A 25,069-nucleotide genomic window follows, 5' to 3' on the forward strand; every position below is an offset into this window, starting at 1 on the left:
AGCTCAACGCCCAGGCCAACCGCCTCGCGCGCCAACTGCAGGCCCTGGGCGCAGGCCCGGGTGTCACCGTCGGCCTGCACCTGCAGCGCTCGCTCGAATTGCCCCTGGCCCACCTGGCCGTGCTCAAGAGCGGCGCGGCCTTCGTGCCGCTCGACCCCGAGCTGCCCGCCGCGCGCCTGGCGCAATTGCTGGCCGATACCGCCGCACCCATCGTGCTCACGCAGTCGGCGCAACAGCTCGCGCTGCAGGCCGCGGTCGATGGCGCACAGCCGCAGTGGCTCGCGCTCGATGCCCCGCCGCCCTCGCTGGCCGCGCACGACAGCACCAACCTGGCGCTGGACCTCGCCCCCGACGCCCTGGCCTACGTGCTCTACACCTCCGGCTCCACCGGCATGCCCAAGGGCGTGATGGTGCCGCACGTCGCGCTCAGTTCCATGCTGCAGTGGACCGCCCAGGCGCTGGACCTGCGCGCGGGCGACCGCTGGCTGCAGTCCATCGCGATCAGCTTCGACCCCTCGGTGGTCGACCTGTTGATGCCGCTGATGCGCGGCGCCGCCACCGTTGCGCCCGCGCCGGGCCGCCTGCGCAGCGATGCTGCCGCGCTCGCGCTCGAACTCGCCGCGCAGCGCATCACCCACGTGATGATGGTGCCCTCGCTGTTGCGCCCCCTGCTCGACCAGCCCGCGCTCGCGCAGGCCACCGCCCTGCGCCACGTGGTCAGCGGCGGCGAGGCTTTGCCGAGCGACCTCATCGAGGCCTTCCGCGCGCGGTTGCCGCAGGCGCGCCTGGCCAACTTCTACGGCCCCACCGAGGCCACCGTGACCGCAGTGGCCTGCGTGAACGTGCTCGACACGCCGCCCGGTGTACCCGTGCCCATCGGCCGCCCGATCGGGGGCACGCACTGCCATGTGCTCGGCCCCGAGCGGCAACTGCTGCCCGCGGGTGCCGAAGGCGAGCTCTTCATCGGTGGCCGGGGCCTGGCCCTGGGCTACCTGAACCGCCCCGACCTCACGGCCGAGCGCTTCGTGCCCGACCCGTTCAACCCGGGCCAGCGCCTGTACGCCACGGGCGACCGCGTGCGCTGGCTGCCCGACGGCCAGCTGCAGTACCTGGGCCGCGTGGACGAGCAGGTCAAGATCCGCGGCGTGCGCATCGAGCTCGGCGAGGTCGAGGCCGCGATCAACGCGTTGCCGCAGATCCACCAGGCCGTGGTCGCGGCGCACCGCGCCGCCAACGGACTGGCGCAGCTCGTGGTCTACGTGAAACGCCTGCCGGGCGAGCCGGCCTTGCAGGTGGCGCCGATCCGCGCCGCGCTGATGGCCGTGCTGCCCGACGCCCTGGTGCCCGGCGTCTACGTCGAACTCGAAGATCTGCCGCTGCTGCCCAGCGGCAAGGTCAATCGCAAGGCCCTGCCCGCACCCGACGCCCACGCGCTGCGCCAGGCGCGGCCCGAGCACGTGCCGCCGCAGGGCGACACCGAGAACACGCTGGCCGCGCTGTGGCAAGAGCTGCTGGGCCTGCCGCGCGTGGGCCGCGGCGACCACTTCTTCGACCTCGGCGGCCATTCGCTGCTCGCCACCCGGCTGGTCACCCGCGTGCACCAGCAACTGGGCGTGGACCTCGCGCTGCGCGAGGTCTTCGACCACCCGCAGCTCTCGGCCATGGCCGCGCGCATCGACGCGCAGCGCGACCCGGAAGCGGCGCTGCCGCCCACCGCGATCCCCGCCGTGCCGCGCAACGGCCCGCTGCCGGTGTCGTACTCGCAGCGCCGCATGTGGCTGGTGCAGCAGATGACGCCCGAGACCACGGCCTACAACATGCCGTTCGCCGTGCGGCTGCAGGGCGAACTCGACCCGGCGCTGATGGAGCGCACGCTCGACGCGGTGAGCCGCCGCCACGAAGCCTTCCGCACGCGCTTCGAACTCATCGACGGCGAGCCCATGCAGATCGTCGGCGACCACGTGCCGGTGTCGTTGCAGCAGATCGACTTCAGCCACCTGCCGCTGGACGAGGCCGAGGCGGCGGCCCGCGCCGCGCTCACCGCGCTGGCCCAGCGGCCGTTCGACCTCTCGACCGCGGCGCTGCACCACGTGCACCTGCTGCGGCTGGGCGCGCGCGACCATGTGCTGATCTGGGTGATGCACCACGTGATCGGTGATGCCTGGTCGGCCGGCGTGCTCATGCGCGACCTCAACGAAGTCTTCACCGCGCTGCAAGCCGAGCGCGAAGCGGCACCGCGCCCGACGCGGATCGACTACGCCGACTACGCGGTGTGGCAGCGCCAGACCCTGCAGGCGCAAGCATTGGACGGGCAGATGGCGTACTGGCGCCAGCGCCTGAGCGGCCTCGAACCCCTGAGCCTGCCCACCGACCGCCAGCGCCGCGGCGCGGCCAATGGCCGTGGCGGTGGCGTGGTGCGCGACATGCGCCCGGGCCTGCTCGGCACCCTTCAGCGCTTCAGCGCGGCCCACGGCGTCACGCCCTACATGACGCTCATGGCCTGTTTCGCGATGCTGCTGGGCCGCGTATCGGGCCACGAGGACGTGGCCGTGGGCACGCCGATCGCGAACCGCCGCCGCTTCGAGGCCGAACACCTGGTGGGCACCTTCGTGAACACCCTGGTGATGCGCACCGACCTCTCGGGCAACCCCAGCTTCGAGGCGCTGCTGGCGCGCGTGCGCGACGCGGCGCTCGACGCCTACGCGCACCAGGACGCCTCTTTCGAGCGCCTGGTCGAGGAACTCTCGCCGGGCCGCGACGCCACCGCCTCGCCGCTGGTGCAGGTCATGTTCAACGTGATCAACACGCCCATGGACATGCCGACCTTCGGGAACCTGAAACCGAAGATCTTCGAGTTCGACCGTGGTGCCGCGCAGTTCGATCTCTCGGTCACCGTCGACACCCAGCTCTACGGCAAGGTGCACCTGGAGTTCGCCGAAGACCTGTTCGATCGCGCCAGCGCCGAACGCCTGAGCGACGCCTACATGGCCCTGCTCGACCAGGTGCTGCAGGCGCCGCAGCAGCCCATTGGCAGCTACTCGGTGCTCTCGGCCCGCGACGCCGACCAGCTCGCCCGCTGGAACGACACCGCCGCCGACTACCCGCGCGAGCTCAACCTCGACCAATGGCTGCAGCGCCAGGCCGAGGCCACGCCCGACGCCATCGCGCTGGTGCAGCCCGGCGCGGGCGAGCTCACGCAGCAGGAACTGCATGGGCGCGCCAACGCGCTCGCGCGCCTGCTGCGCGAGCGCGGCATCGGCCGCGGCGACCTCGTGGGCCTGTGCACCGAGCGCGGCCTCGAGATGGTGGTGTCGCAGCTCGCGGTGCTCAAGAGCGGCGCGGCCTATGTGCCGCTCGATCCCACCTACCCGGCCGACCGCCTGGCCTACATGGCCGAAGACGCCAAGCTCGCGCTGCTGGTGACCGAGTCGGCCCTGGTCGACGTGCTGGACTGGCCGCGCGACCAGACCCTGCTGCTCGACATCGACCTGCTCACCGCCTTCACCGACGAGAGCCCGCTCGCGCCCGACCCCGAGCGCGACGCGCGCCCGCAGGACCCGGCCTACGTCATCTACACCTCGGGCTCCACCGGCAAACCCAAGGGCGTGGTGGTGCACCAGCAGGCGGTGGTGAACTTCCTCGCGAGCATGGCGAAGCAGCCCGGCCTCACGGCCGACGACTGCCTGCTCGCGGTCACCACGCTGTCCTTCGACATCGCGGTGCTCGAATTGCTGCTGCCGCTGAGCGTGGGTGCGCGCGCCGTGCTGGCCAGCCGCGACGACGCGGTCGACGGCCTGGCGCTCAAGCAGCTCTGCGAGGAATACGGCATCACGGTGATGCAGGCCACACCCTCGACCTGGCGCATGCTGATCGAGGCCGGCTGGCAGGGCCATGCGGGCTTCAAGGCCCTGATCGGCGGCGAAGGCCTGCCGGGCGACCTGGCCGCGCTGTTGCTGGCGCGCTGCGGCGAGCTCTGGAACATGTACGGCCCCACCGAGACCACGGTGTGGTCGACCTGCTGGCGCGTGACGGGCACCGAAGGCATCAGCATCGGCACGCCGATCGCCAACACCACGGTGCAGATACTCGATGCGCGGCTGCAGCCCTGCCCCATCGGCGTGCCGGGCGAGATCTGCATCGGCGGCGAGGGCGTGACGCTGGGCTACCTGCAACGCGCCGAGCTCACCGCCGAGCGCTTCGTGCCCGATCCGCTGCGGCCCGGCCAGCGCCTCTACCGCACGGGCGACCGCGGCCGCTGGCGCGCCGACGGCCTGCTCGAACACCAGGGCCGCATGGACTTCCAGGTGAAGGTGCGCGGCTACCGCATCGAGCTCGGCGAGATCGAGACCGCGCTCACCGCGCACCCGGCCATCACGCGCGCCGTGGTGATCGTGCGCGAGGACCGGCCCGGCGACCAGCGCCTGGTGGCCTACCTGGTGAGCGAGGGCGAGATGCCGGCGGTGCAGGCGCTGCGCGACCACCTGCGCGGCTCGCTGCCCGACTACATGGTGCCGCAGCACTTCGTCGGCCTCGACGCCATTCCGCTGTTGCCCAACGGCAAGATCAACCGCCACGCGCTGCCCGCGCCGGCCGCCGAGGCGCACAGCGGCGGTGAGCGCGACGAGGCCGGTTTCATCGCGCCGAGCACGCCCACCGAGCTCGAGCTCGCGGCCATCTGGGCCCGCCTGCTCGGCGTGGAGCGCGTGGGCAGCGCCGACAACTTCTTCAACCTCGGGGGCCATTCCCTGCTGGCCATGCGCGCCGTCGCCGAGATCAACAGCCGCCTGAACACCCGCATCACCGTGCGACAGATGATCTTCGACAACCTGGGCCAGATCGCGCGCGCCATCGGCATGGAGGACCGCAACCGATGACGCCCCTGCGCTTCGGCGGCCCCGACAACCCCCTGTATGGCGTGTTCCACCCCGCGCACCCGGCCCGCAACAGCGGGCACGCGGTGCTGCTGTGCAATCCCCTGGGCCAGGAGGCGGTGCGCATCCACCGCCTCTACCGCCTGCTGGCCGAAGAACTCGCGCAGGCCGGCACGGCCGCGCTGCGCTTCGACTACTTCGGCACCGGCGAGTCCTTGGGCGAGGACGAAGACGGCCAGCTCGATCGTTGGGTCGACGACCTGCGCCTGGCCCACGCCGAGCTGCTGCGCCGCTCGCGCGCGCGGCAGCTCTCCTGGGTCTGCGCGCGGCTGGCCGGCGTGATCGCCGCGCGCGCCTGCGTCGGCCTGACGCCGGCGCCGCACCGCATCGGCCTGTGGGCGCCCGTGGTCTCGGGCGAGGCCTACCTCGCCGAACTGCGCGGCGCGCACGAGCGCGCGCTGCAGCCGCTGCGGCAAGCCGGCGCCCTGCCCCCGACCGGCGCCGACACCGCCGAGGGCACCATCACCTGCACCGAGCTGCTGGGCTTCGGCCTGCACCCCGAACTGCCGGCGCAGCTGGCCCGCGTGGGCGCGGCCGATTACCGCGCGCTGCGCGCCAGCGAGGCCGTGGTGCTGACCCACGAACCCGACCCCATGCCCGAGGACCTGGCGCAGGCCCTCAACGGCGCGGGCATCGCGGCCGTGCACCAGTCGGTGCCGGTGCATTTCGACTGGACCTCGGAGGAGGCGGTCAACACCGCACTGGTGCCGCAGCAGGCGCTGCAGGCGCTGTCCCAATGGATCCGGGGGATCGACGCATGAAGGAAGTCCCGCTCGGTTTCGGCAGCGACCGCCACCTGATCGGCACGCTGACCCTGCCCGCCTCGACCACCCCGCGCGGGCCGGCCTTCATCCTGCCCAATGCGGGCGTGGTGCACCGCATCGGCCCGCACCGCCTGCACGTGAAGCTCGCGCGCGCGCTGGCGCGCCAGGGCCACCCCTGCCTGCGGCTCGATCTCTCGGGCGTGGGCGACAGCCGCACGCCGGCCGACGCCGCCCCCTTTCAGCAACAGGTGGTGCACGACCTGCGCCAGGCCATGGACCACCTGCAAAAAATCTGTTCGATGGACAGCTTCGCCATCGCGGGCATCTGCTCGGGCGCGCACAACGGCCTGGCCACGGCCCTGGAAGACCCGCGCGTGAAAGGCCTGTGGATGCTCGACGGCTACGTGTATCCCACGCCGCGCACCCACACCGTGCGCCTGCAGCGCCAGCTCGCGGCCGACCCGACGCGCACCCTGCTGTCGTGGACGCGCTCGGCCATCGAACGCGGCGCGCGTGGCCTGCTCGGTTCGGACGCCGTGCCGGCCGGCAAAGCCGATGCGGGCGACAACGCCCCGCCGCCCGAGGCCTTCGCGCGCGCGATCCAGTCGCTCGTGGACCGCGGCACCTCGGTGTACTTCATGTACACGGGCAGCCTGCTCTGGACCTACAACTACCCGGAGCAGTTGCGCGACGCCTTCGCCCAGCACGACTTCGTGAACCGTGTGCGCTGCGACTACGTGCCCGAGATCGACCACACCGCCACCACGCTTGCGGCGCAGCGGCTCGTGATCGAACGCCTGGGCGGCTGGGCCGCCGAACTCGCGGCGGCGGGCGCCACGCCCGCTTGAATCCGCCCGAACAGGCGCCGGCCTCAGTAGCCGCGCAGCCGCGCCCACTGGTGCCACAGCGCGGCCTTGCAGCCGTCGCGCAAGGGCGAGCGGCCCACGTGGCCGGGCGCGATGCCCACCGGGCCGAGCCACTTGCGCATGCGCTGGTTGAAGTTCAGCGTTTCGCGCCACATCATGGTTTGCGCGGTGTTGAAGATGATGGACATCGACACCGACACCTCGCCCGGCCCGTTGCGCACGTGGTGGCCCGACACGAAGGGAATGTGGATCGCCTGCCCGGGCTCGAAATCGAAGGTGGTGGAATAGCGGTCTTTTTCGGGGCCCCAGGGCAGCTTCGTGCTCACGTACGACACATAGTTTTCGCAGTCGGCGTCGGTGACCACGCGCTCGTCGAAGGGCATGGACACCGTGACCTGCTTGCTGCCTTGAAACTGCAGCAGAAAGGTCGAGTACCGGTCGATGTGGAAGGGCGTGACGCTGTTGGGCGAAGCGATGAAAAGATAGAGCTTGGGCGTGACCGCCTTCACGCCCACGCCGCGCTCGCGCATCAGGGTTTCGACGTCACCGATCAGCGCCTCGTACAGCTCACGGAAGGACTCGTCGACCTGCGGCGAATTCACCATGATGTAGGAATCGGACGTGCGCAGCGTTTCGATGGTTTCCTCGATGCTGCGGTCGATCGGCCGCTGCCGGAAGGTCTTCTCGAAGTTGTCGTCGGTGGCGAGCAGCCGCGTGGAATACATCACCTGCCCTTGCGGCAGGCGCGGTATCACCCGAGCGAGGTTCTCCATCGAGAGCGCGGGATGCCCCAGGAGCCGGTGCTCGAACCGAAAGGGCTGGTGGTCCAGCCACTGTGCATTCACCCCCTGCCCGAAACATTGCAGCATGCTTCGCCTCCAGGTGCGGGCCCGTTGTGGCCCGTGTGTGCATTGATGTGTGCGTTCGATTGTGTGCTTTTCAATGGCGCACAACAATTGCGCCGCGCGCGCGGCGTTGCCTTTGCCACACAATGCGGGCAGCTCCCGATGGCCAAGCGCGGGTGCCCTTTCATCCGACGCCGCCCCCACCGATCCATGCCCCGCATTGCGCTGGTCCTGAACCATCCGGTCCGCCTTCAGGCCTGGCTCTTCCACCACCCCCGCGCCACCGAAGGCGCCCCCGCCGACGATCCCTGGCTGAGTCCGGCCGAGCGCGCGCGCGTGCTGCGGCTGCGTTTTCAGCGCGATCGCGTGCGCTACGTGCACCGCCGGCGCGCGCTGCGCGCGGTGCTCGGCGAGCGCCTGGGCCTGCCCGGCCCGGCCGTGCCGCTGCGCCTGGGGCTGCACGACAAGCCCGAGCTCGACACCGCGGCGCTCACCGCGCCCGCGCCGCACTTCAACATGAGCCACCACGAAGACCACAGCCTGGTGGTGCTCTGCGACGAGGCCGAGGTCGGCGTGGACATCGAAGGCGAGCGCGGCTGGCCCGACATCGACGCGCTGGCCGCGATGAATTTCACGCCCGCGGAAATCGCGGGCTACCAGGCGCTGCAGGGCGCGCAGCGCGAGTCGGCCTTCCTGCGCGTGTGGACGCGCAAGGAGGCCTGCCTCAAGGCCGTGGGCACCGGCCTCGCCATCGACCTCAAGGCGCTGCATGCCGGCATCGAGACCGACACCCGCGAGGTGCCCGTGCCCACCGACGCCGGCACGCGGCCGGTGCTGCTGTCCAGCGCCACGGCGCCCGGCGGCCTGCTGGTGGCCGTGGCCACGCGCTGCTGACCCTGCCCCAACACCCCACCGGAAACCCCAACGTGAGTTCAGTCCGCAAGAAGTTCGGCATCCAGCTCATTGCGAGCAACGCAGAGACCGTGGGGCATTTCGCGCTCAGCATCGTGCTCGCGCGCCTGCTCACGCCCGACGACATCGGTGTGTACTCGATGAGCGCGATCCTGGTGGCGATCGCGCACATCTTCCGCGACTTCGGCGTGAGCTCGTTCATCAAGCGCCAGAAAGAGCTCACGCCCGAGGCCATCCGCTCGGCGCTGGGCGTGGTGATGTTCACCTCGTGGTCGGTGGCGCTGCTGCTCTACCTCGGCTCGTCGCACTGGGCGGGCTTTTTCGGTGAGCCGCGCGTGGAGCGCGTGGTGGAGGTGCTCGCGCTGGGCTTCGTCTTCATCCCGTTCGGTGCCATCCCGGGCGCGATCCTGGTGCGCAACCTCGAGGTGGTGCGCACCGCCAAGGCCGGCCTGGCGTCGCTCGCGGTCTACATCACGGCTTCGGTCGTGCTGGCCTGGCAGGGCGCGGGCTACATGACCATGGCCTGGGCCAACCTGATTCACATCCTGGCGCATTGCGTGGCGATCCGCTGGGTCTCGCTCGACCGTGCGCCCATCATCCCGAGCCTCAAGGGCTGGTCGCACATCGCCAATTTCGGCGTCGGCACCATCATGACCTCGTCGCTGCGCGCGCTCGACAACGCGATCCCCGACGTCATGCTGGGCCGCCTGAGCACGCCCGCCGCGGTGGGCCTGTTCAGCCGCGCCAATTCCACGGTGAACATCGCGAGCAGCGCGCTCATGCCCGCGGTGAACTACTTCGCCCTGCCCTACCTCGCGCGCCTGCACCACCGCAACGAAGACCTCGCGGCCGAGGTGTGCAAGATCACCTCGTACCTGGCCACGCTGCTGCTGCCCGCGCTCGCGCTCACCGCCATCCTGGCCCAGCCGATCGTGCTGTTCCTCTATGGCGCCCAGTGGCTGCCGAGCGCGGCGGCCATTCCCTGGCTGTGCGTGGCCACCGGCATGGGCGTGCTGTTCTTTTTCACCCAGCCCGCGCTCACGGGCATCGGCAAGCCCTACCTGGCGGGCCTGCCGATGGCAGCGCTCATTGCCATCAAGGTGGGCGTGGCCTGGTGGCTGTTCGACGGCACGCTGGCGCGGTTCGCGCAGTCGCTCATGCTCGGACAGTTCATTGCACTGCCCGTGGTGGTGTGGGTGAACCGGCGCTTCCTGCACATCGGCGTGAGGCAGTGGCTGCGCTCGGTGCTGCCGGTGCTGTTGATGACCGCGCTCACGGTCGCCGCCGCGCTGCTGGTCGAATGGCTGCTGCCGCCCATGCCGCCGCTGCTGCACATCGTGGCGCTCGGCCTGCCTTCGCTCGCGGTGTGGGTCGCGGCCACGGTGGCGCTGCGGCTGCCGCTGGGCGTGGAGGTGACGGCGATGCTGGCGCGGCGCAAGGCGCCCAAGGCCTGAACGGCGCGCGGCCTCAGGCCGCGCCGGCGTCGCTGTCCTGCAGGTCGATGCGCGCGGCGAGTTCGCCCGCGCGATCGTAGGCGAGCACGTAGAACAGTTCGTTCGGCCGGGGCGCGCGGCGGATGAAGCCGATGTCTGCGACCACCGTGCTGCGGTAGAGCGTGCGCAGCAGGCCCACGGCGCGCTGCGCGAGCGTGGGCATGGCCACCGGCGGCGTGGCCTGCAGGTCGTGCTGGGCCTCGACCGCGAGCCGCTTGAGGAAACGCGTGCGCGCGTCCATCGGCACCGACACCACGCTGTCGAACAGGGTGCCTTCGGGCAGCCCGTGGGGCAGGCCGATCTCGCCGTCGTTGGGCCCCACGGGATGGGTCTTGGTGTAGCCCAGGTGGTTGGTGTAGAGCCAGAGCTCGCCCTCGCGCAGGCCCACCTGCTGCAGGGCCTGCAGCGTGGCCAGCGTGGAGCAGCGGTGGTCGGGGTGCGGGTCGAGCTGCGGGTGCGGCACGGCGATGCGCTGCGGGCGCACCTCGCGCAGCAGCGCGGCGATGTCGTCGACCAGGCCCTGCCAGGTGGCCTCGGCGGGCGTGCGCTGCGGCGCGATCGGGTTGTGGCGGCGCACGCCGGGATCGCTCTCCTGCAGGAACTCGGCCTGCACCGGGCCGCCGCCACGCTGCATGGCGGCCAGGGTGCCGTCGAAGTAGCCGAGGTTGGCGATGCGATCGAGCGGCACGCCGGCCATGCGCACGATGTTCAGGCTGTCCCACACGCGGATGCCGGCCTTGGTGCGGTAGGACTCGACCGGGTCGTCGAAGTGCGTGCCATAGGCGTTGGGCCCGGCGTCGCCCTGCGTGACCGTGACGACCCAGGTCTGGCGGCGCGACACCAGGCTCCAGGCCGCGAGCTCGGCGTCGTCGGGGTGCGGCGCGATCACGAGCGTGCGCGCGTCGGGGTCGGCCACGGTCGAGGGCGCGAGCAGGTGCAGCACCGCCTCGGCGCCGTCCACCTGGAGCAGGCCGGTGCGCAGGCGCCAGCGCGGCGCGGCCCCGTTGGCCCGCAGCAGCGCCGTGGCATTGACCAGGCGGCGCCCGCGCGCGCCGCGTTCGACGTACTGGCGCACCCGCGCGCCCTCACCCTCCAGCTCGATCCAGGGGTCGGCGAGCAGGCCTGCGGCCGTGGCGCGCACGCGCAGTTCGAGGAAGGCCGAGCCGAAAGGCTGGTCGATCGTGGGCAGTTGCAGGCCCTCGGGCCCCAGGCTCAGGGCCTGCGTGCGCACCACCCGGTCGCTGCGCGGCAGATCGGCGTCGCGGCGCACATCGAAGCGCGTGCGCCAGCGGTACTGGTCGATGCGCTGCCACACCAGCCCCGCGGCCAGCAGGGCCAGTCCGGCCAGCCCCAGGCCGATCAGCGCCAGCAACACGTATCCCAGCGCTTCCATCATGGCGCCCCTCCCCTCGTTGTGTGTGTCAGGCCCAACCGAAGCGCCAGCCCGCGCGCAGGCCCTGGCGCGCCAGCGCGCCGCGCGGCCCGGCGCCCACCAGGCCCTTGTAGAAGCGGTGCTCTTCGTTGGCGAAATCGCGCTTGGCGGGCGAGTCGCCCACGCCGCGGTCGATCAGGGCGATGCCCGCCGATGCGCCGTGCTGGATCACGTGGCGCAACAGGATGCGGCCGGGCGAATAAGCCGCGTAGGCCTCGTCGTAGACCGGAAACCAGAAGTGCAGCACATCCCGGCACTGCAGGCCGAAGTGCGCGGCGATCAGCCGCTCGCCGATGCGCAGCGTGCTGATGCGGCCGTGGCACAGCGGATCGGTGGACGGCAGCAGCGCGTGCAGCAGTGCGCGGTGGCCCGCCACGCCCAGCGGCGGCCGCCGCACCCCGGTGCGCGCGTACTGCGCGAGCTTGAGCGCGATGAGCTGTTCGAGCGCGCCCTGCGGATCGGGATCGTCGAGCGCGAAGCGGATCTCGCCGTGCTCGCGCTCCAGCCGCTTGGTGCGCCGTTCGGTGTCGGACACCAGCTTGCGGTCGCGCTCGCGCAGTTCGGCCCAGTAGGCCTCGGCACCGGCGCGGAAGTTGGTGCGCAGGCCGGTCTTGGGCTGGTCGCCGGGCATGCCCATGTCGAGCTGCGGCTGGTCGAGGTGGGTGAAGTACACGCAGGGCACGCCGGCCTGGCGCAACGCGCCCGCGAAGGGCTGTGCGAAGCCGGCCTGCGCGACCCAGCCGAAGTAGTCGGTCATGACCCCGCCGGGCGGCTCGTGCACGCCCAGGCGGCCGGGCCAGCCGGCCAGCCGCTGCAGCGGCAGAAAGCCCATCGCGCGGCCCTGCTCGCGCGCCACCAGCACCTGCACCGGGCCCACCGTGCGGTGCACGGCCTCCGCGTAGGTGGCGCTCATGAAGGCCGCGGGAAACTGGTGCCCCTGGGCGAGCAGGCTGTCCCAGGCGGCGCGGTCGGCGCTCGCCAGGCGGTCGATGCGCACGCGCTCGGTGCGAAGGCGCTCAGCCGCCATGCGGGCCTCCGTGGCGCAGCCGCTTGAAGCCCGAGAGCACCCAGTACACCAGCGAGCGCGCCGGGCGGTAGCGGTGCAGCAGCGCGCGCCCGAAGGCGCGGTGGGCCACACCGGGGTCGCCCGACCAGAAGTGGTTGTAGCCGTGGTCGAAGTGGCAGCGGCCCAGGCGGCGGCGGAACTGCGCCGGCGTCACGGCGCGCCCGTCGGGGTCGGCCAGGCCGAAGCGCTCGCGCGCCGATTCGAGCACCTGCACCAGCGGGTTGTCCTTGACCATCTGGTGCATGGCGCTGGTGGGGCGCATGCGGTAGAGCGCGAGCACCGCGCGAAAGCGCTGCAGCCGGCCCTCGCGCGAGCAGCGCAGCCAGAAATCGTAGTCTTCGCCGCGCGACAGGCGCACGTCGAACTCGCCCACCTTCTCGTAGAGCGAGCGGCGCATCACGGGCGTGATCATGCCGAGCGGGCTGCCCATGAGGATGCGCGTGTAGCCCCAGCCACGGCGCGCCGGGTCGACCTCGTACACCGCGGGCAGCGAGGGAAAGTAGCTGCTCGCGGGCGGGTAGGTGCCGTCGGGCAGGCAGGCCCAGCGCGCGATCTCGCCGTAGGCCACGTCGATGTCGGGATTGGCTTCGAGGAAGCGCACCTGGGCGTCGAGCTTGCCCGGCACCCACACGTCGTCGGCGTCGATGAAGGCGAAGTAGCGCCCGCGCGCGGCCGCCATGGCCAGGTTGCGGGCCCGCGACACGCCGCCGCGTTCGCCCTCGATCACGCGCACGCGCGGATCGCGGCGCTCGAATTGGCGGTAGTCGCCGTCGGTGGAGCCGTCGTTGACGACGATGAGTTCGAGGTCGCGGAACGACTGCGTGAGCACGCTCGCCACCGCTTCCTCGATCCAGGGAAACGCGTTCCACGCCGGCATGATCACGGACACCAGGGGCGCGGCGCCCTCGGTCGTGCGCTGATCGAGCGGGATGGTCGGCTCAGTCAAAGGCATGTATCAGTGGGCCGCGGCGGCCTTGTCGGAAGTGGGGCTGGCAGAGCGCTCGGCGGTCGCCAGGACCTTGCGGGCTCGCATCTCGGCGGCATGTGCGTCACGCACGTGCACGCGCAGGATCTCCATCAACATGACCACCATGTAGATCAGTTCGAGGTAGGCCACGCTGACCGAGGCGCCGCCGGTCATGTAGGCCAGCACGGAGAGCATCAGCATGTCGCCGAGGTCGCGCGCCCAGGTGAAGCGCGGTCCCAGTTCCTGCGCCATGCGTTTGATGCTGCCGCGACTGTACAGGGCGTGGCTTAACATGCCGAGGAAGATCAGCAGCCCCACGAAGCCCTGGTCGCCCATGACCTCGAAGTAGATGCTGTGGGCCGCCTTGGCCTTGAACGGCGGGATCTCGATGTTGAGGAAGTCGAGCGGGCTCGGCGCGTCCTTGTAGCGGTCCCACACCGGCTGGTACTGCACGGCGTGGAAGCCGCCGCCGAACACCGGGTTGTCCACGGCGATCGCCGCGCTGATCTTCCAGGCCACCACGCGGCCCATGAACGAAGCGTCGCTGTCGGCGGTTTCGATGGTGGACAGGCGCGAGGTCCAGCGCTCGGGCGCGAACACGAACAGCAGACTGCCCAGCGTGGCCACGATGAGCAGCGTGCTCCAGCGCCGCCGCGAGGTCAGGATGAGCCAGAAGCCCACCACGGCGAGCGCGATGAAGCCCCCGCGCGAGCCCCCCGCCATGATGGCCAGCACGATCAGCGCGAAGGCCGCGAGAAAGCCCATGCGCATGATCCGGTGCCTGGCGTACTGGTAGAGGAAATACGCCAGCGGCAGCACCACCGCGAGCGCGGTGGAGAGGTGGTTGCGGTCGTAGATCATGCTGCCGCGCGGGCCGTACATGTTGTGCGCGCCGCCCGAGGACAGGGTCTTGAGCCCGTCGAGCACGCCATGGATGCCCATGCCGAACACGATCACCATCACCATCGCGTGGATGTGCAGGCGCTGGTGGATGAACATGGGCATGAGCAGGCAGAACACCATGACCTTGGCCAGCACCTCGTAGTAGGTGCCGTTGTCCTTGTTGCCGTCGAAGCCCAGCAGGAAGGCGATGGTCGCGTGCGTGAGCAGCAGCAGGTAGATCCACACCGTGCGGTTGGGCTTGTAGAGCGACCAGTCGACGCGCCGGAACAGCACCAGCAGGATCGCGATCATCGCGAACAGGAAGTTCAGCCGCGCGCCCTGCATGAAGCCGAACAGGTAGCTGGTGGGGATCAGCACCGCGGTCCAGCCCCACACCAGGTAGGCATTGACGGGGCGCACGATGGCCAGCGGGATCACCATCAGCATGGCGATGGCGAACATCAGGTCACGCATGGGCACCCCCTGCGAGCCGGCGGTGGCAGGGCCTGCGCGCGCTCATTCCTCGCCGTCCGTGCGGTAGCCCATGAAGCCCAGGGCCTGCGACTCGGGCTCGCTCGGGTCGTGGCGGAACAGCCGCCAGCACAGGTAGGTGACAGCGAAGACGTCCAGCGTGAGGATGAAGGCTTCCATGGCGGTGGCTCACTGCACGGTGATGCGCCGGTTGATGATCTTGAGCTCGATGTTGAGCTTGTCGGGCTTGGGGCCCACGTTGCCCTTGTTGCGCAGGATCACGAGCTCGGTTTCGTGGGCGCGGTGGTTGGCCGGCGTGGGAATGCGCGCGACCACCTCGAAGCGCGGCGAGGCCATCAGGCTCTCGAAGCGGCGCATCACCTCGAGGTCGGTCCAGAAGCCCGGCTGCATGACCACGTAGTGCACGCCGCTGGCGTCGATGATGTCGGCCATCTGCTCGACCGACAGGTCTTTCTGCTCGACACCGAGTTCGCGGCGCACCGCCACGCTGAGCAGGATCTTGTCGGCGCGCAGCACGCTCAGGTCGCGCCGGTCCTCGCGCGCGCGCAGGTTGAACACGAAGGAGCCATCGCGGTAGCCCGAGAACAGCACCACGCTGTCGCGCGGCGCCAGGCGTGTGATCTCGTCGACCACCTTGGCGTAGCCGTCCACGTAGAACACCGGGCGCCAGACGAAGGTCTGCACCGCCGTGGCCAGCACCAGCAGGCCCAGCACCGGCTTGAGCCAGCGCGCGGGCAGCAGCGCCGACAGGCCGACCACCGCGGCCAGCACCAGCGGCAGCAGCAGGTAGACGCTGTGGCGCGCCTCCTTGAGGTCGATCAGCGAATAGAACACGTAGCCGGCCACGAACCAGGTGAGCCAGAAGCCGCCGTCGCGGCCCTGCCCCGCCGCGCCGCGGCCGCGCCAGACCCAGGCGAGCGCGCCCAGCAGCGCCGCGGCCGTCAGGGCCCAGCCCATCTGCGAGGGAATCTGCCGCAGGTACCACAGCCAGCCCGCGAGGCTGGTGCGCGAGGCCACGGAATCGGCCACGCCGGTGACCGACTGCACGTTGGCCTGGCCGAACTTCACGGTGAGCACCATCAGCGGCACCAGCGCCACCGCCGCGATCAGCGCCACCGCCCAGTGGTGCCGGTTGCGCAGCACGCCCAGGCCGTCGCGCTGCCACAACGCCACCACGTAGGCCAGCGCCACGAAGGCCACGCTGATCTTGGTGTACATGGCCAGCACCAGCAGCGCGCCCGCGAGGTACAGGCGCGAGACCGGCGCGCCGCGCAGGTAGGCCACGAAGGCCACGGCGCTCCAGACCAGGAAGGCGAAGGCCGGCACCTCGAGCATCACCTGCCGGCCCCAGAAGGCCAGCTCGGGCAGGCACACCAGCAACAGGGCCACGCAGGCGGCCGCGAAGGGCGCGAGCCAGAAGCGCGCCAGGCGGTAGGTGCCCCAGCCCAGCGCCAGGTAGTGCAGGAACACCACCAGCAGCGCCACCTCGTGCGACACGCCCAGCAGCCCGAAGAACGGCGCGCTCAGCGCGTAGAACAGCGGCGGGTAGAACAGGATGGTGAGCGCCGGGTACTGGGCGTAATAGCGGTAGGCATAACCGGCCGGGTCGCTCAGGGGCATGGACGTGAGCAGGTCCCACACGAACACGCCGTTGAGCGCGTGGCGCGGCGCATCGCTCCAGTAGAAGGCGCCGCCGTGCGGGGCCTGCAGGAACAGCGCTGCGATCACCAGGGCGATCAGCAGCCAGGCCCAGCGGTCGGCGGTGGTGAAGCGGTCGGTCGTGTTCATGGGCTTGGCGTGTGCGGCAGGGCGGCGCTGGCGGGCGCCGCGGGGTCCTTGTGGGCCAGCGGCCGCATGAGCGCGAGCTGGCCGGCGGTGGTCTCGTCCCAGGAGAAACGTTCGGCGTGCGCACGCACGGCGGCGCGCGTGGGCCGCGCGCTCTGCAGCCGCTGCCAGGCCTCGGCCAGCGCGGCGGCATCGCGGCGCGCCATCAGCACGCCGGCGTCGGGCGTGCTCACCACCTCGGGCGTGCCCCAGATGTTGGTGGCGATCGCGGGCGTGCCGCAGGCCATGGCCTCGAGCAGCACGTTGGCCCAGCCCTCGCGGCTGCTGCACAGCGCGAGCACGTCGGCCGCGCTGTACCACCACTTGAGCTCGGTCTGCGGCACCACGCCGGCCCAGCGCACGCGATCGGCCACGCCCAGGCGCGCGGCCAGGGCCTTGAGCCGGCCTTCCTCGGGGCCGGCGCCCGCGATCAGCAGCGTCACGCCGGGCAGCGCCGGCAGGGCCTCGATGGCCAGGTGGTGGCCCTTGCGCTCGATCAGGTGGCCCACCGACAGCAGGTACGGCCCTTCGGGCGGCAGGCCCAGGCGCTCGCGCGCGGCCTCGCGCGGCTCGGGCACGAAGCGCTGCAGGTCCACACCGTTGCGCAGCGTGTGCAGCTTGGCGGGGTCGCCGCCGAGTTCGCGCAGGCTGTCCATGAGCGCCTGGCACACACCGATGGAGGCGTGCGCGCGCGCGGCCGTCTCGAGGATGAGCTTGCGCGGGTAGGCGTACTGCGGGATCAGGTTGAGGTCGGTGCCGCGCGCGGTGACCTGGAAGGGCTTGCCCAGCCACTTCGCGAGCAGGCCCGCGGCCACGCCGTCGGGGTAGTAGTAGTGGGCGTCGATCAGGTCGAAGTCGAAACCCTCGCGCTGCAGCCGGCGCGCCAGCGGCAGCGCGGCCAGCGCCATGGCCCAGGGTGCGAGGTTCATGCCCACCTTGGGCAGCAGCAGGTAGCGCGGGTGGTGCACCTCGAGCCCGTTGCGCACCTCATGACGCGGCGTGGCGGCGAATTGCGCGTACTCGCCGAAGCGTTTCGCGGTGGACGGGAACCAGGGCACGGGTGCGATGACCTTGGCCTGCACCTCGCCGCTCTTCACGAGCTCGCGCAGCCGCGTCTCGACGAAGATGCCGTGGATGGGGCGCACGCTGCTCGGGAACAGCGTGGAGAACAGCAGCACCTTGATCATGCGCGCGCTCCCGCGGTGCGGCCCTGCCCTGCCCGCGCGGCCTCGGCCAGCCGCACCGCGCGCTGCGCGTTGCCGCTCCAGGTCAGCCCGAGCCGGTCGATGGTGTCGGCCGAGCCCTGGCCCAGGCGGGCCCGCAGTTCGCCGTCGCGGCACAGGCGCGTGAGCGCGGCTTCGAGCGCGCCGGCGCCGTGCTCGTCGAACAGCAGCGCGTTCACCTCGTGCGTGAGCACCTCCATGAGGTTGGGCGTGGCCGGCGCCACCACCGCCTTGCCCAGTGCCAGGTACTCCATGAGCTTGAGCGGCGACGCATAGGCCGTGACGGCGGGCTGCAAGGCGATGTCGAAGGCCGCGACGTGGGCGGGCACCGCGTCGCGGTGCACCACGCCCGTGAAGCTCACGCGCTGCGACAGGCCCAGGCGCGCGGCCTGGGCTTCGAGCGCGGCGCGCACCGGGCCGTCGCCCACCATGAGCAGGTGCGACTCGGCCGGCGCGTCGGCCGTGGCCATCCAGTCGATGATGCGGTCGACCCCGTGCCATTCGCGCACGAAGCCGGTGAAGCCCAGCACCAGCCGGCCTTCGAGCCCGAGCGCGCGCCGGGCGGCCTCGGGCGTGGGTGCGCCCGCGAAGTGCGAGCGGTTGATGCCGTTGGGCACCACGTGGATGCGCTCGGCCGGCACGCCATGGGCGCGCACGTGCTGCGCAAGCACCGCCGTCACGGGCAGCACGGCGTCGGCGCCGCGCCAGGCCGTGCCCTCGGCCCAGCGCGCCAGGCGTTGCAGCGACAGGCCGCCGCTGTGCTGCGCGCGCTCCTGCACCAGCGGCGCGTTGACTTCGAGCAGCAGCGGCAGGCCCAGGCGGCGCTTGGCCATCAGGCCCGAGAGCAGGAACAGGTTGTAGCGCTCGTAGATCGCGTCGGGCTGGAACTCGCGCGCGGCGCGCAGCAGCTTGCGGTAGGCCACCGCGCTGTAGGCGAGCTCCATGAGTTCGTAGACCGCACGCGGCAGCCGCGCCTTGAGGCGGTGCACCCAGCCCACGCCGCCGCCCATCTGACCGGTGTCGTCGCCGACCATGGGCGCCACCACGCGCACCTCGTGGCCCAGGCCGCGCAGCGCGTCGATCATTTCTTCGATGTGCACGGCCTGGCCGTCTTTGCTGGCGGTGCGGTGGTGGTAAAGGATGCGCATGGCGGGCGGCCTCAGGCCGGCTGGGGCTGCGGCTCGCCGGCGAACAGCGCGGCGTAGGACGCGACCATGGAGTCGAGGGAGAAATGCGCCACGGCGCGGCGGCGCGCGGCCAGCCCCAGTCGCAGGGCCAGCGAGGGGTCGTCGTGCAGGCGCAGCAGGGCTTGCGCGAGCGCGGCCTCGTCGTCGCTGGGCACGAGCAGGCCGTCGCTCTCGGGGGTGATGAGGTCGGGCGTGCCGCCCACGGCCGTGGCGACCACGGCGCGCGCGCTGGACATGGCCTCTTGCAGCGTGCACGAGGTGCCTTCGGCCTGCGAGGGCAGCGCGAACACGTCGAAGCTGCGCAGCTGCTCGGCCACGTCGCTGCGCGCACCGGGCAGCCAGGCGAGTTCGCGCAGACCGGCCTCGCCCAGCACGCGCTCGACCTCGGCCTTGAGCGGGCCGTCGCCCACCATCACCAGGCGCGCGCGCGGCTGCAGATCGGGGCGCTCGCGCAGCAGGCGCACGAAGGCGCGCGCGAGCAGCGGCTGGTTCTTCACCGTCATCATGCGGCCCACGGTGCCCACGATCCAGTGTTCGCCGGGCGTGAACGGGCAGCCCGCGGGCGGATCGCCCGCGCCGGGCCGGAAGGCCTGGGTGTCCACGCCATTGCCCACCAGGCAGCGGCGGTGGTCGGCCACGCCGATGGCGGTCTGCAGGTAGCGGTCGAGGTCGGCCGAGACCGACACGAAGCGCGTCACGAAGGGCGCGTAGAGCCGGCGCAGCCAGCGGTAGCGCGGGTTGCGGCCGTCGGGGTCGGCCGCGTCCCAGCCGTGCTCCACGTGGATGCGCTGCGGCACGCCCGCGAGCGCGGCCACGGGCACGATTTCCAGCGGCGCGATGTTGCAGGTGTGAAGCACCTGCGGGCGCAGCTCGCGCAGCAGGCGCCAGATGCGCGGGTAGAGCTTGAAGGCGTGGCCCGGCGGCTTGTCGAGCGCGATCAGGCGCACGTCGGGGCGTTCGATGCGCTGCGCGAAATCGCCCACCGTGGTGAGCGAGAGCACCACGTGCTCGAAGCGCTCGGCCGGCAGGCGGTTGATGAGCTGCACGATCACGTTCTCGAGCCCGCCCATGTCAAAGCGGTAGACGACGTGCACCACGCGGGTCTTCATGCAGCCACCTCGGCCTGCCGAAGAAAGGCCTCGAACATCACGAACATCCACAGCGGCGTGGCGTGGTCGCTGGTGCCGGCCTGGTGCTGGTCGTACAGCTTGCGCAGCCGCTCCGGCTGGAACAGGCCGGTGCCGAGCAGCCGATCGCCCGTGACGGCTTCGCGCGCGCGCTCGGCCAGCGGCCCGCGCAGCCAGCTCGCCAGCGGCACGGAAAAGCCCATCTTGGGCCGGTAAAGCACGTCGTGCGGCAGCATGGGCTCCATGGCGCGCTTGAGCAGGGCCTTGCCCTCGCCGCCGTCGATCTTGTGGCGGTTGGGCAGTGTGGCCAGCCATTCGATGAGCTCGTGGTCGAGCAGCGGCTCGCGCACCTCGAGCGAGTGCGCCATGCTCGCGCGGTCGACCTTGGTGTTGATGTCGCCCACCAGCCAGGTCTTGTAGTCGATGTACTGGATCAGCGCGAGCGGGTCGTCGGTGCCCGCCGCCTCGGCGTGCTGCGCGAACACGTCGAGCGAGCTGTAGCCCCCGAGCTGCTGCTGGAAGGCCGGCGTGTACAGCGCGGCGCGCTGCTCGGCGCGCAGGTGCGACATGCTGTGGTGGTAGGCCTGCACCGAGTCCATGGCCAGGGCCTGGAAGGTGGTCTTGGCGCGCAGCGGGCGCGGCGCCCAGTCGGCCTTGGGGTAGATCGAACCCAGCGCACCGAACACCGGCCGGCGCACGCCCAGCGGCAGCCGGCTGCGCAGCGCCTCTTCGCCCAGGTGCATGCGGTAGCGGCGGTAGCCGCCGAAGCTCTCGTCGCCGCCGTCGCCCGAAAGCGCCACGGTCACGTGCTTGCGCGCCATTTCGCAGACGCGGTAGGTGGGCAGCGCCGAGCTGTCGGCGAAAGGCTCGTCGTAGAGCCAGGCCAGGCGGTCGATGAGGCCGAAGTCGTCGGTGCCCACGATCTCCAGGCGGTGGTCGGTGCGGTAGCGCTCGGCCACCTGCTTCGCGAAGTCCGACTCGTTGAATTTCGGGTCGTCGAAGCCGATGGCGCAGGTGTGCACGGGCTGCGGCGACAGGCCGGCCATGGTGGCCACCACCGCGCTTGAATCGACGCCGCCCGAGAGAAAGGCGCCCAGCGGCACGTCGGCGATCATGCGCAGCTCGACCGATTCACGCAGGCGCTCGCGCAGCTCGGCTTGGGCATCGGCGGCGCTGATCGGGTTGTCGTTGGTGAAGCGCACGTCCCAGTACGGCACGGGCTCGGGCCGGGCCGGGCCGCCGCGGCGCAGCGTGAGCGTGTGCGCCGACGGCAGCTTGTGGGCGTTCTGGTAGATGCAGCGCGGGTCGGCCACGTAGCCGAGCGAGAAATAGTCTTCCACCGCAAGCGGGTCGATGCGTCGCTCGAACGCGGGGTGCGCCGTGATGACCTTGAGCTCGGAGCCGAACACGAAGCTGCCATCCGGCAGCCAGGCGTAGTGCATGGGCTTGACGCCGAGCCGGTCGCGCGCGAGGAACAGCGTTTGCTGGCGCCGGTCCCAGATGGCAAACGCGAACATGCCGCGCAGGCGCTGCACGCAGGCCGGGCCCCAGGCCTCCCAGGCGCGCACGATCACCTCGGTGTCGCTGCGCGTGCGGAAGCGGTAGCCCAGCGACTGCAGCTCGGGCATGAGCTGGCGGTAGTTGTAGATCTCGCCGTTGAAGACGATGGCCACGCTGCCGTCGTCGTTGAACTGCGGCTGGTCGCCGGTGGACAGGTCGATCACCGACAGCCGCCGGTGGCCCAGCGCGAGGCCAGGTTCGAGGTGCAGGCCGTCGCTGTCGGGACCGCGGTGCGACTGCACGTCGTTGATGCGGCGCATCAGCGCGGGGTCGAAGGGCCGCAGGCCCTGGGGGTCGAACAGACCGGCGATGCCGCACATGCTCAGGCGTCCTGGTGGAGGTCGGCGTCGATCGCGCTCAGGTGCGCGGTCCAGCCGAAATGGTCGATGGCGAAGGCGCGCGCGCGCTCGCCCTGCGCGCGGCGCGCGGCCGGGTCGGCGAAGGCGTCGAGCACGGCCTGCACGAAGTCGGCGGCGGTCTCCGCGCGGTGCAGGCCCTGTTCGGCGCTCGCGCCGATGGCCTCGGCGCACGAGGGCACGGTGGCCACGGGCTGGCCCATGGCCATGGCCTCGAGGATCTTGTTCTGCAGGCCGCGCGCCACGCGCAGCGGCGCGACCACGGCGGCCGCGTGTTGCAGGTAGGGCCGCACGTCGGGCACCGTGCCGGTGACGCGCACCGCATCGCTGGCCAGCGCCTGCACCGCCGAGGCGGGGTTGCGGCCCACGATCCAGAAGCGCGCCTGCGGGTGGCGCGCGCGGATCGGGGCCAGCATGTGCTCGGCGAACCAGCGCACGCCGTCGATGTTGGGCCAGTAGTCCATGGCGCCGGTGAACACGATGGGCAGCTCACCGGCCTCGAAGGGTGACGGCAGCGCCGCATCGGGCTGGAAGAAGTCGGCGTTGACGCCGTTGCCCATGGCCTTGACGCGGCCGCGGCAATCGGGCGCGAGCGAGAGGAACAGCTCCACCTCCTGCGGCGTCACGAAGTACGACTGGCGCGCCTGCAGCGCGGTGGCGCGTTCGTGCGCGAGCAGCAGGCGGCCTTCGCGCGCGTACACCGCCGACATCGGCCAGCGGTGGTTGGCCGCGTACTGGGTCCACTTCACCGAGTCGGCGTCGACGATGTCGACCAGCATGGGCACCCGGGGCAGCAGCTCGGCCGCGAACGGCGACATGGTGGACGAGAACACCACGCTGGCGTGCAGCTCGTGCTCGCGCGCGATGCGGCGCACCCACTCGCGCATGCCGGCGTGGCGGTAGAAGCTCAGCGACAGCGCCTCGCCGCGCAGAAAGCCCTGCGCGCTCGCGAGCTTGCGCCAGCGCGGGTCGATGCGCACCAGGTGCAGGTCGGGGCAGATCGCCCTCAGCGCGTCCACGTGCTGTTCATCGGCGGGGTCGTCGATGAAAGTGCCCAGGAACACGCGGTGCTGGCGCTGCAGGTGGCGCAGCAGGTGGTACGAGCGCACCTTGTCGCCCTTGTCGGGCGGGTACGGCATGCGGTGCACCAGGTACAGCAGGTTGGCCATGGATCAGCCGAGGTGGCGCACGATGTGCGGGCCCAGCCAGTTGGCCACCGGCAGCGGCAGGCGCCGCCAGGTCGCGATCATGAGCCGGTACTTGGGGTTGGCCGGGTTGTTCTGCGGGATCGCGTCGCGCGTGAGCAGCCGGTACTCGTAGTGCAGCGGCGTGGGCTCGAAGCCCCAGTTCTTCTTGAACGCGTAGGGGCCGGTGCCCACCTTGCTGCGGCCGTAGTCGAACACCTTGAGCCCGCGCGCGCAGGCGCGGCGCAGCAGCTCCCAGTACTTGAAGTCGTTGGCCGCGAGCTCGCGCGCGGCGAAATCGTCGCCCGCGTAGTACGGCAGCACCTCGTCGCGCCAGTAGAAGCTCACCACGCTCGAGAGCGGCCGGCCCTCGGCGCTGCGCACGGTGAAGACCTCGCAGTCGTCGCCGAAGACCTCGCGCAGCGCGCGGAAGTAACGCTTGGACAGCGCGGGCGTGCCGTGGCGGTGCACGTTGTCGGCGTAGAGCGCGAAGAAGGTGTCGACGTCGGGATCGACGGTGGCGACCAGGCCGTTCTTGATGCCCTTGCGCACCATGGCGCGCTGCTTGCGCGGGATGGCGAGCATGTTGGCCTCTTCCGTGGGCTCGATGGGCTTGCGGAAGGTCACGTAGAGGTCTTGCGCGGGCCACTCGGGGTGGCGGCGCTCGGTGTTGCGCAGTTCCAGGTGCTCGACGCCGAGTTCGCGCGCCAGTTGCTCGGCGCGCATCACGAGCGCGGCCTCGGCCTCGGTGTCGAGCGCGGCCACGCCGCCATAGGCCGCGAAAGGCAGGCTCGAGAGCGAGCGCCCGAACAAACGGCTCTGCACGTGCGCCAGCGGCAGCACGCCGCGGATGCCGCTGGCGTCGCTGGCGAACAGGTAGTGCGTGTCGTGGCGGAACACCTCGCGCAGGATGCGCTCCCAGCCGGCGCGGTGGAAGAAGGTGGCCGAGGGACAGGCCGCCGCGAAGGCGTCCCAGCGGGCCACGGCGGCCACGTCGCGGCCGTCGAGGCGGTGAACGTGCAAGGTGTTCGCCTCAGGCAAGGGCCACCTCGTCGCGCGTCTTGGCGGGGGCCAGGTCGGGCAGAAAGATCCTGTCCATGCGGTCCCAGCGCAGATCGTCGAGCAGGCGGCGCAGCTTGGCCTCGTTGCGGTCGAGGTTGACGTAGTGGCGGAACTTCGACTTCAGGTCGGCCGCGGCCACGCGCGGCTGCTCGGGGTCGATCTCCCAGGGGTGGAAGTAGAAGATCGCGGGCTCGCCGTCGCGGGCGTTCACGGCCTCGATCATCCAGCGCGACAGCGCGTACGGGAACAGCCGGAAGTAGCCGCCGCCGCTCGACGGCAGGTTGCGGTTGAACATCCGCAGCGTGGTGGGCGGCACCTCGAGCAGGCCGTCGCGCACGGGGTGCGCGAAGCGCGGGGCATCGGGCATGCCGTAATGGTCGTGCTTGACCGGGTAAATGCTGGAGCTGTAGCGGTGGCCGGTTTCCAGCAGCACGTCGAGCGCCCACAGGTTGCGCTCGCCGATCGAGAAGCTCGGGGCGCGGTAGCCGATCACGCGCTCGCCGCCGATGTCTTCGAGCAGCTGCTTGGCGCGGGTCACGTCCTCGCGGAAGCCGGCCGGGTCGAGGTCGGTCACGCGCTGGTGGCCGTAGCCGTGGCTCGCGAGTTCGTGGCCCTGCGCCACGATGCGGCGGATCAGCGCCGGGTAGCGCTCGGCGACCCAGCCCAGGGTGAAGAAGGTGGCGTGGATGCCGCGTTCGGCCAGCAGGGCCAGGATGCGGTCGACGTTGCGTTCGACGCGGCATTCGCGCTGGTCCCACTCGGTGCGCGCGATGTAGGGGGCGAAGGCCGAGACCTGGAAGTAGTCCTCGACGTCGATGGTCAACGCGTTCACGTGCCGGGTCGGCATCAGCATGGCGTGCTCTCCTGCGAAGGGGCGGTGGCGGGGGCGAGGCCGC

The 25,069-nt window shown here is 71.3% G+C and carries 19 protein-coding genes; 5 read left to right on the top strand and 14 right to left on the bottom strand.

The window, feature by feature from the left end; translation table 11 throughout:
* The 3 genes from WDZ95_RS10120 to WDZ95_RS10130 all read left to right on the top strand — a co-directional run.
* Window positions 1–4,874 (top strand): amino acid adenylation domain-containing protein (locus WDZ95_RS10120; RefSeq protein WP_425778071.1); only part of this gene is annotated, 4,874 nt, incomplete at its 5' end.
* Complete coding sequence (locus WDZ95_RS10125) at window positions 4,871–5,692, top strand: hypothetical protein (RefSeq protein WP_425778072.1); 822 nt, start codon at window positions 4,871–4,873, stop codon at window positions 5,690–5,692. The genes WDZ95_RS10120 and WDZ95_RS10125, both read left to right, overlap by 4 nt.
* Window positions 5,689–6,543, top strand: coding sequence for an alpha/beta fold hydrolase (locus WDZ95_RS10130; RefSeq protein ID WP_425778073.1), 855 nt, complete (start codon window positions 5,689–5,691; stop codon window positions 6,541–6,543). Before WDZ95_RS10125 ends, WDZ95_RS10130 begins: the two co-directional genes overlap by 4 nt.
* Window positions 6,544–6,566: 23 nt before the next feature.
* Here WDZ95_RS10130 and WDZ95_RS10135 read toward each other — a convergent pair whose 3' ends face one another.
* On the bottom strand, window positions 6,567–7,430 hold the full coding sequence (locus WDZ95_RS10135; protein WP_166226433.1) for a cupin-like domain-containing protein: 864 nt from the start codon (window positions 7,428–7,430) through the stop codon (window positions 6,567–6,569).
* Window positions 7,431–7,616: 186 nt separating this feature from the next.
* Between WDZ95_RS10135 and WDZ95_RS10140 the strand changes: the two genes are divergently transcribed.
* Together WDZ95_RS10140 and WDZ95_RS10145 are read left to right on the top strand one after the other, a co-directional pair.
* Window positions 7,617–8,300 (top strand): 4'-phosphopantetheinyl transferase family protein, encoded by a 684-nt coding sequence (locus tag WDZ95_RS10140; RefSeq protein WP_425778074.1) that lies wholly within the window; start codon window positions 7,617–7,619, stop codon window positions 8,298–8,300.
* A gap of 32 nt (window positions 8,301–8,332) precedes the next feature.
* The gene (locus WDZ95_RS10145; protein WP_425778075.1) at window positions 8,333–9,772 is read left to right on the top strand and encodes an oligosaccharide flippase family protein; all 1,440 of its coding nucleotides are present in this window, start codon (window positions 8,333–8,335) and stop codon (window positions 9,770–9,772) included.
* A gap of 13 nt (window positions 9,773–9,785) precedes the next feature.
* Here WDZ95_RS10145 and WDZ95_RS10150 read toward each other — a convergent pair whose 3' ends face one another.
* The 13 genes from WDZ95_RS10150 to WDZ95_RS10210 are packed head-to-tail and all read right to left on the bottom strand — an operon-like array spanning window position 9,786 to window position 25,026.
* On the bottom strand, window positions 9,786–11,207 hold the full coding sequence (locus WDZ95_RS10150) for a PIG-L deacetylase family protein (RefSeq protein ID WP_425778076.1): 1,422 nt from the start codon (window positions 11,205–11,207) through the stop codon (window positions 9,786–9,788).
* A 25-nt stretch (window positions 11,208–11,232) separates the two neighbouring features.
* Window positions 11,233–12,270, bottom strand: coding sequence for a GNAT family N-acetyltransferase (locus tag WDZ95_RS10155; protein WP_425778077.1), 1,038 nt, complete (start codon window positions 12,268–12,270; stop codon window positions 11,233–11,235).
* Window positions 12,260–13,255, bottom strand: a complete 996-nt coding sequence (locus WDZ95_RS10160) for a glycosyltransferase family 2 protein (protein WP_425778079.1) — start codon at window positions 13,253–13,255, stop codon at window positions 12,260–12,262. Before WDZ95_RS10160 ends, WDZ95_RS10155 begins: the two co-directional genes overlap by 11 nt.
* 9 nt (window positions 13,256–13,264) lie before the next feature.
* On the bottom strand, window positions 13,265–14,632 hold the full coding sequence (locus WDZ95_RS10165; RefSeq protein ID WP_166226419.1) for a putative O-glycosylation ligase, exosortase A system-associated: 1,368 nt from the start codon (window positions 14,630–14,632) through the stop codon (window positions 13,265–13,267).
* A 42-nt stretch (window positions 14,633–14,674) separates the two neighbouring features.
* Entirely contained in the window at window positions 14,675–14,809 is a 135-nt protein-coding gene (locus WDZ95_RS10170) for a hypothetical protein (protein ID WP_277345040.1), read from the bottom strand.
* Window positions 14,810–14,818: 9 nt separating this feature from the next.
* Entirely contained in the window at window positions 14,819–16,438 is a 1,620-nt protein-coding gene (locus WDZ95_RS10175; RefSeq protein WP_425778082.1) for an ArnT family glycosyltransferase, read from the bottom strand.
* Window positions 16,435–17,661, bottom strand: coding sequence for a glycosyltransferase family 4 protein (locus WDZ95_RS10180; protein ID WP_425778084.1), 1,227 nt, complete (start codon window positions 17,659–17,661; stop codon window positions 16,435–16,437). The genes WDZ95_RS10175 and WDZ95_RS10180 overlap by 4 nt, the downstream gene beginning before the upstream one ends.
* Window positions 17,658–18,845: a glycosyltransferase family 4 protein gene (locus tag WDZ95_RS10185; RefSeq protein ID WP_425778086.1), complete on the bottom strand. Its 1,188-nt coding sequence runs from the start codon at window positions 18,843–18,845 to the stop codon at window positions 17,658–17,660. The genes WDZ95_RS10180 and WDZ95_RS10185 overlap by 4 nt, the downstream gene beginning before the upstream one ends.
* Before the next feature lie 11 nt (window positions 18,846–18,856).
* Window positions 18,857–19,993: a TIGR03088 family PEP-CTERM/XrtA system glycosyltransferase gene (locus WDZ95_RS10190; RefSeq protein WP_425778088.1), complete on the bottom strand. Its 1,137-nt coding sequence runs from the start codon at window positions 19,991–19,993 to the stop codon at window positions 18,857–18,859.
* A complete protein-coding gene (locus WDZ95_RS10195; RefSeq protein WP_425778090.1) occupies window positions 19,990–21,891 on the bottom strand; it encodes an XrtA/PEP-CTERM system amidotransferase in 1,902 nt (633 codons plus the stop codon). The genes WDZ95_RS10190 and WDZ95_RS10195 overlap by 4 nt, the downstream gene beginning before the upstream one ends.
* 2 nt (window positions 21,892–21,893) lie before the next feature.
* The gene (locus WDZ95_RS10200) at window positions 21,894–23,096 is read right to left on the bottom strand and encodes a TIGR03087 family PEP-CTERM/XrtA system glycosyltransferase (RefSeq protein ID WP_166226402.1); all 1,203 of its coding nucleotides are present in this window, start codon (window positions 23,094–23,096) and stop codon (window positions 21,894–21,896) included.
* A gap of 3 nt (window positions 23,097–23,099) precedes the next feature.
* The gene (locus tag WDZ95_RS10205; protein ID WP_425778092.1) at window positions 23,100–24,134 is read right to left on the bottom strand and encodes a FemAB family XrtA/PEP-CTERM system-associated protein; all 1,035 of its coding nucleotides are present in this window, start codon (window positions 24,132–24,134) and stop codon (window positions 23,100–23,102) included.
* A 10-nt stretch (window positions 24,135–24,144) separates the two neighbouring features.
* The gene (locus WDZ95_RS10210) at window positions 24,145–25,026 is read right to left on the bottom strand and encodes an XrtA system polysaccharide deacetylase (protein WP_425778094.1); all 882 of its coding nucleotides are present in this window, start codon (window positions 25,024–25,026) and stop codon (window positions 24,145–24,147) included.
* Window positions 25,027–25,069 lie beyond the last annotated feature (43 nt).

Origin of the sequence: Hydrogenophaga sp. T2, assembly GCF_049843535.1 — a bacterium.
GTDB classification, from domain to species: domain Bacteria; phylum Pseudomonadota; class Gammaproteobacteria; order Burkholderiales; family Burkholderiaceae_C; genus Hydrogenophaga; species Hydrogenophaga crocea.

Bases quoted from the DNA above. Each gene is read 5' to 3' on its own strand.
- WDZ95_RS10195 (WP_425778090.1), bottom strand. From the start codon at position 21,891: ATGTGCGGCATCGCCGGTCTGTTCGACCCCCAGGGCCTGCGGCCCTTC.
- WDZ95_RS10155 (WP_425778077.1), bottom strand. From the start codon at position 12,270: ATGGCGGCTGAGCGCCTTCGCACCGAGCGCGTGCGCATCGACCGCCTG.
- WDZ95_RS10170 (WP_277345040.1), bottom strand. From the start codon at position 14,809: ATGGAAGCCTTCATCCTCACGCTGGACGTCTTCGCTGTCACCTACCTG.
- WDZ95_RS10165 (WP_166226419.1), bottom strand. From the start codon at position 14,632: ATGCGTGACCTGATGTTCGCCATCGCCATGCTGATGGTGATCCCGCTG.
- WDZ95_RS10140 (WP_425778074.1), top strand. From the start codon at position 7,617: ATGCCCCGCATTGCGCTGGTCCTGAACCATCCGGTCCGCCTTCAGGCC.
- WDZ95_RS10130 (WP_425778073.1), top strand. From the start codon at position 5,689: ATGAAGGAAGTCCCGCTCGGTTTCGGCAGCGACCGCCACCTGATCGGC.
- WDZ95_RS10185 (WP_425778086.1), bottom strand. From the start codon at position 18,845: ATGCGCATCCTTTACCACCACCGCACCGCCAGCAAAGACGGCCAGGCC.
- WDZ95_RS10150 (WP_425778076.1), bottom strand. From the start codon at position 11,207: ATGATGGAAGCGCTGGGATACGTGTTGCTGGCGCTGATCGGCCTGGGG.
- WDZ95_RS10125 (WP_425778072.1), top strand. From the start codon at position 4,871: ATGACGCCCCTGCGCTTCGGCGGCCCCGACAACCCCCTGTATGGCGTG.
- WDZ95_RS10210 (WP_425778094.1), bottom strand. From the start codon at position 25,026: ATGCTGATGCCGACCCGGCACGTGAACGCGTTGACCATCGACGTCGAG.
- WDZ95_RS10190 (WP_425778088.1), bottom strand. From the start codon at position 19,993: ATGAAGACCCGCGTGGTGCACGTCGTCTACCGCTTTGACATGGGCGGG.
- WDZ95_RS10200 (WP_166226402.1), bottom strand. From the start codon at position 23,096: ATGGCCAACCTGCTGTACCTGGTGCACCGCATGCCGTACCCGCCCGAC.
- WDZ95_RS10180 (WP_425778084.1), bottom strand. From the start codon at position 17,661: ATGATCAAGGTGCTGCTGTTCTCCACGCTGTTCCCGAGCAGCGTGCGC.
- WDZ95_RS10175 (WP_425778082.1), bottom strand. From the start codon at position 16,438: ATGAACACGACCGACCGCTTCACCACCGCCGACCGCTGGGCCTGGCTG.
- WDZ95_RS10135 (WP_166226433.1), bottom strand. From the start codon at position 7,430: ATGCTGCAATGTTTCGGGCAGGGGGTGAATGCACAGTGGCTGGACCAC.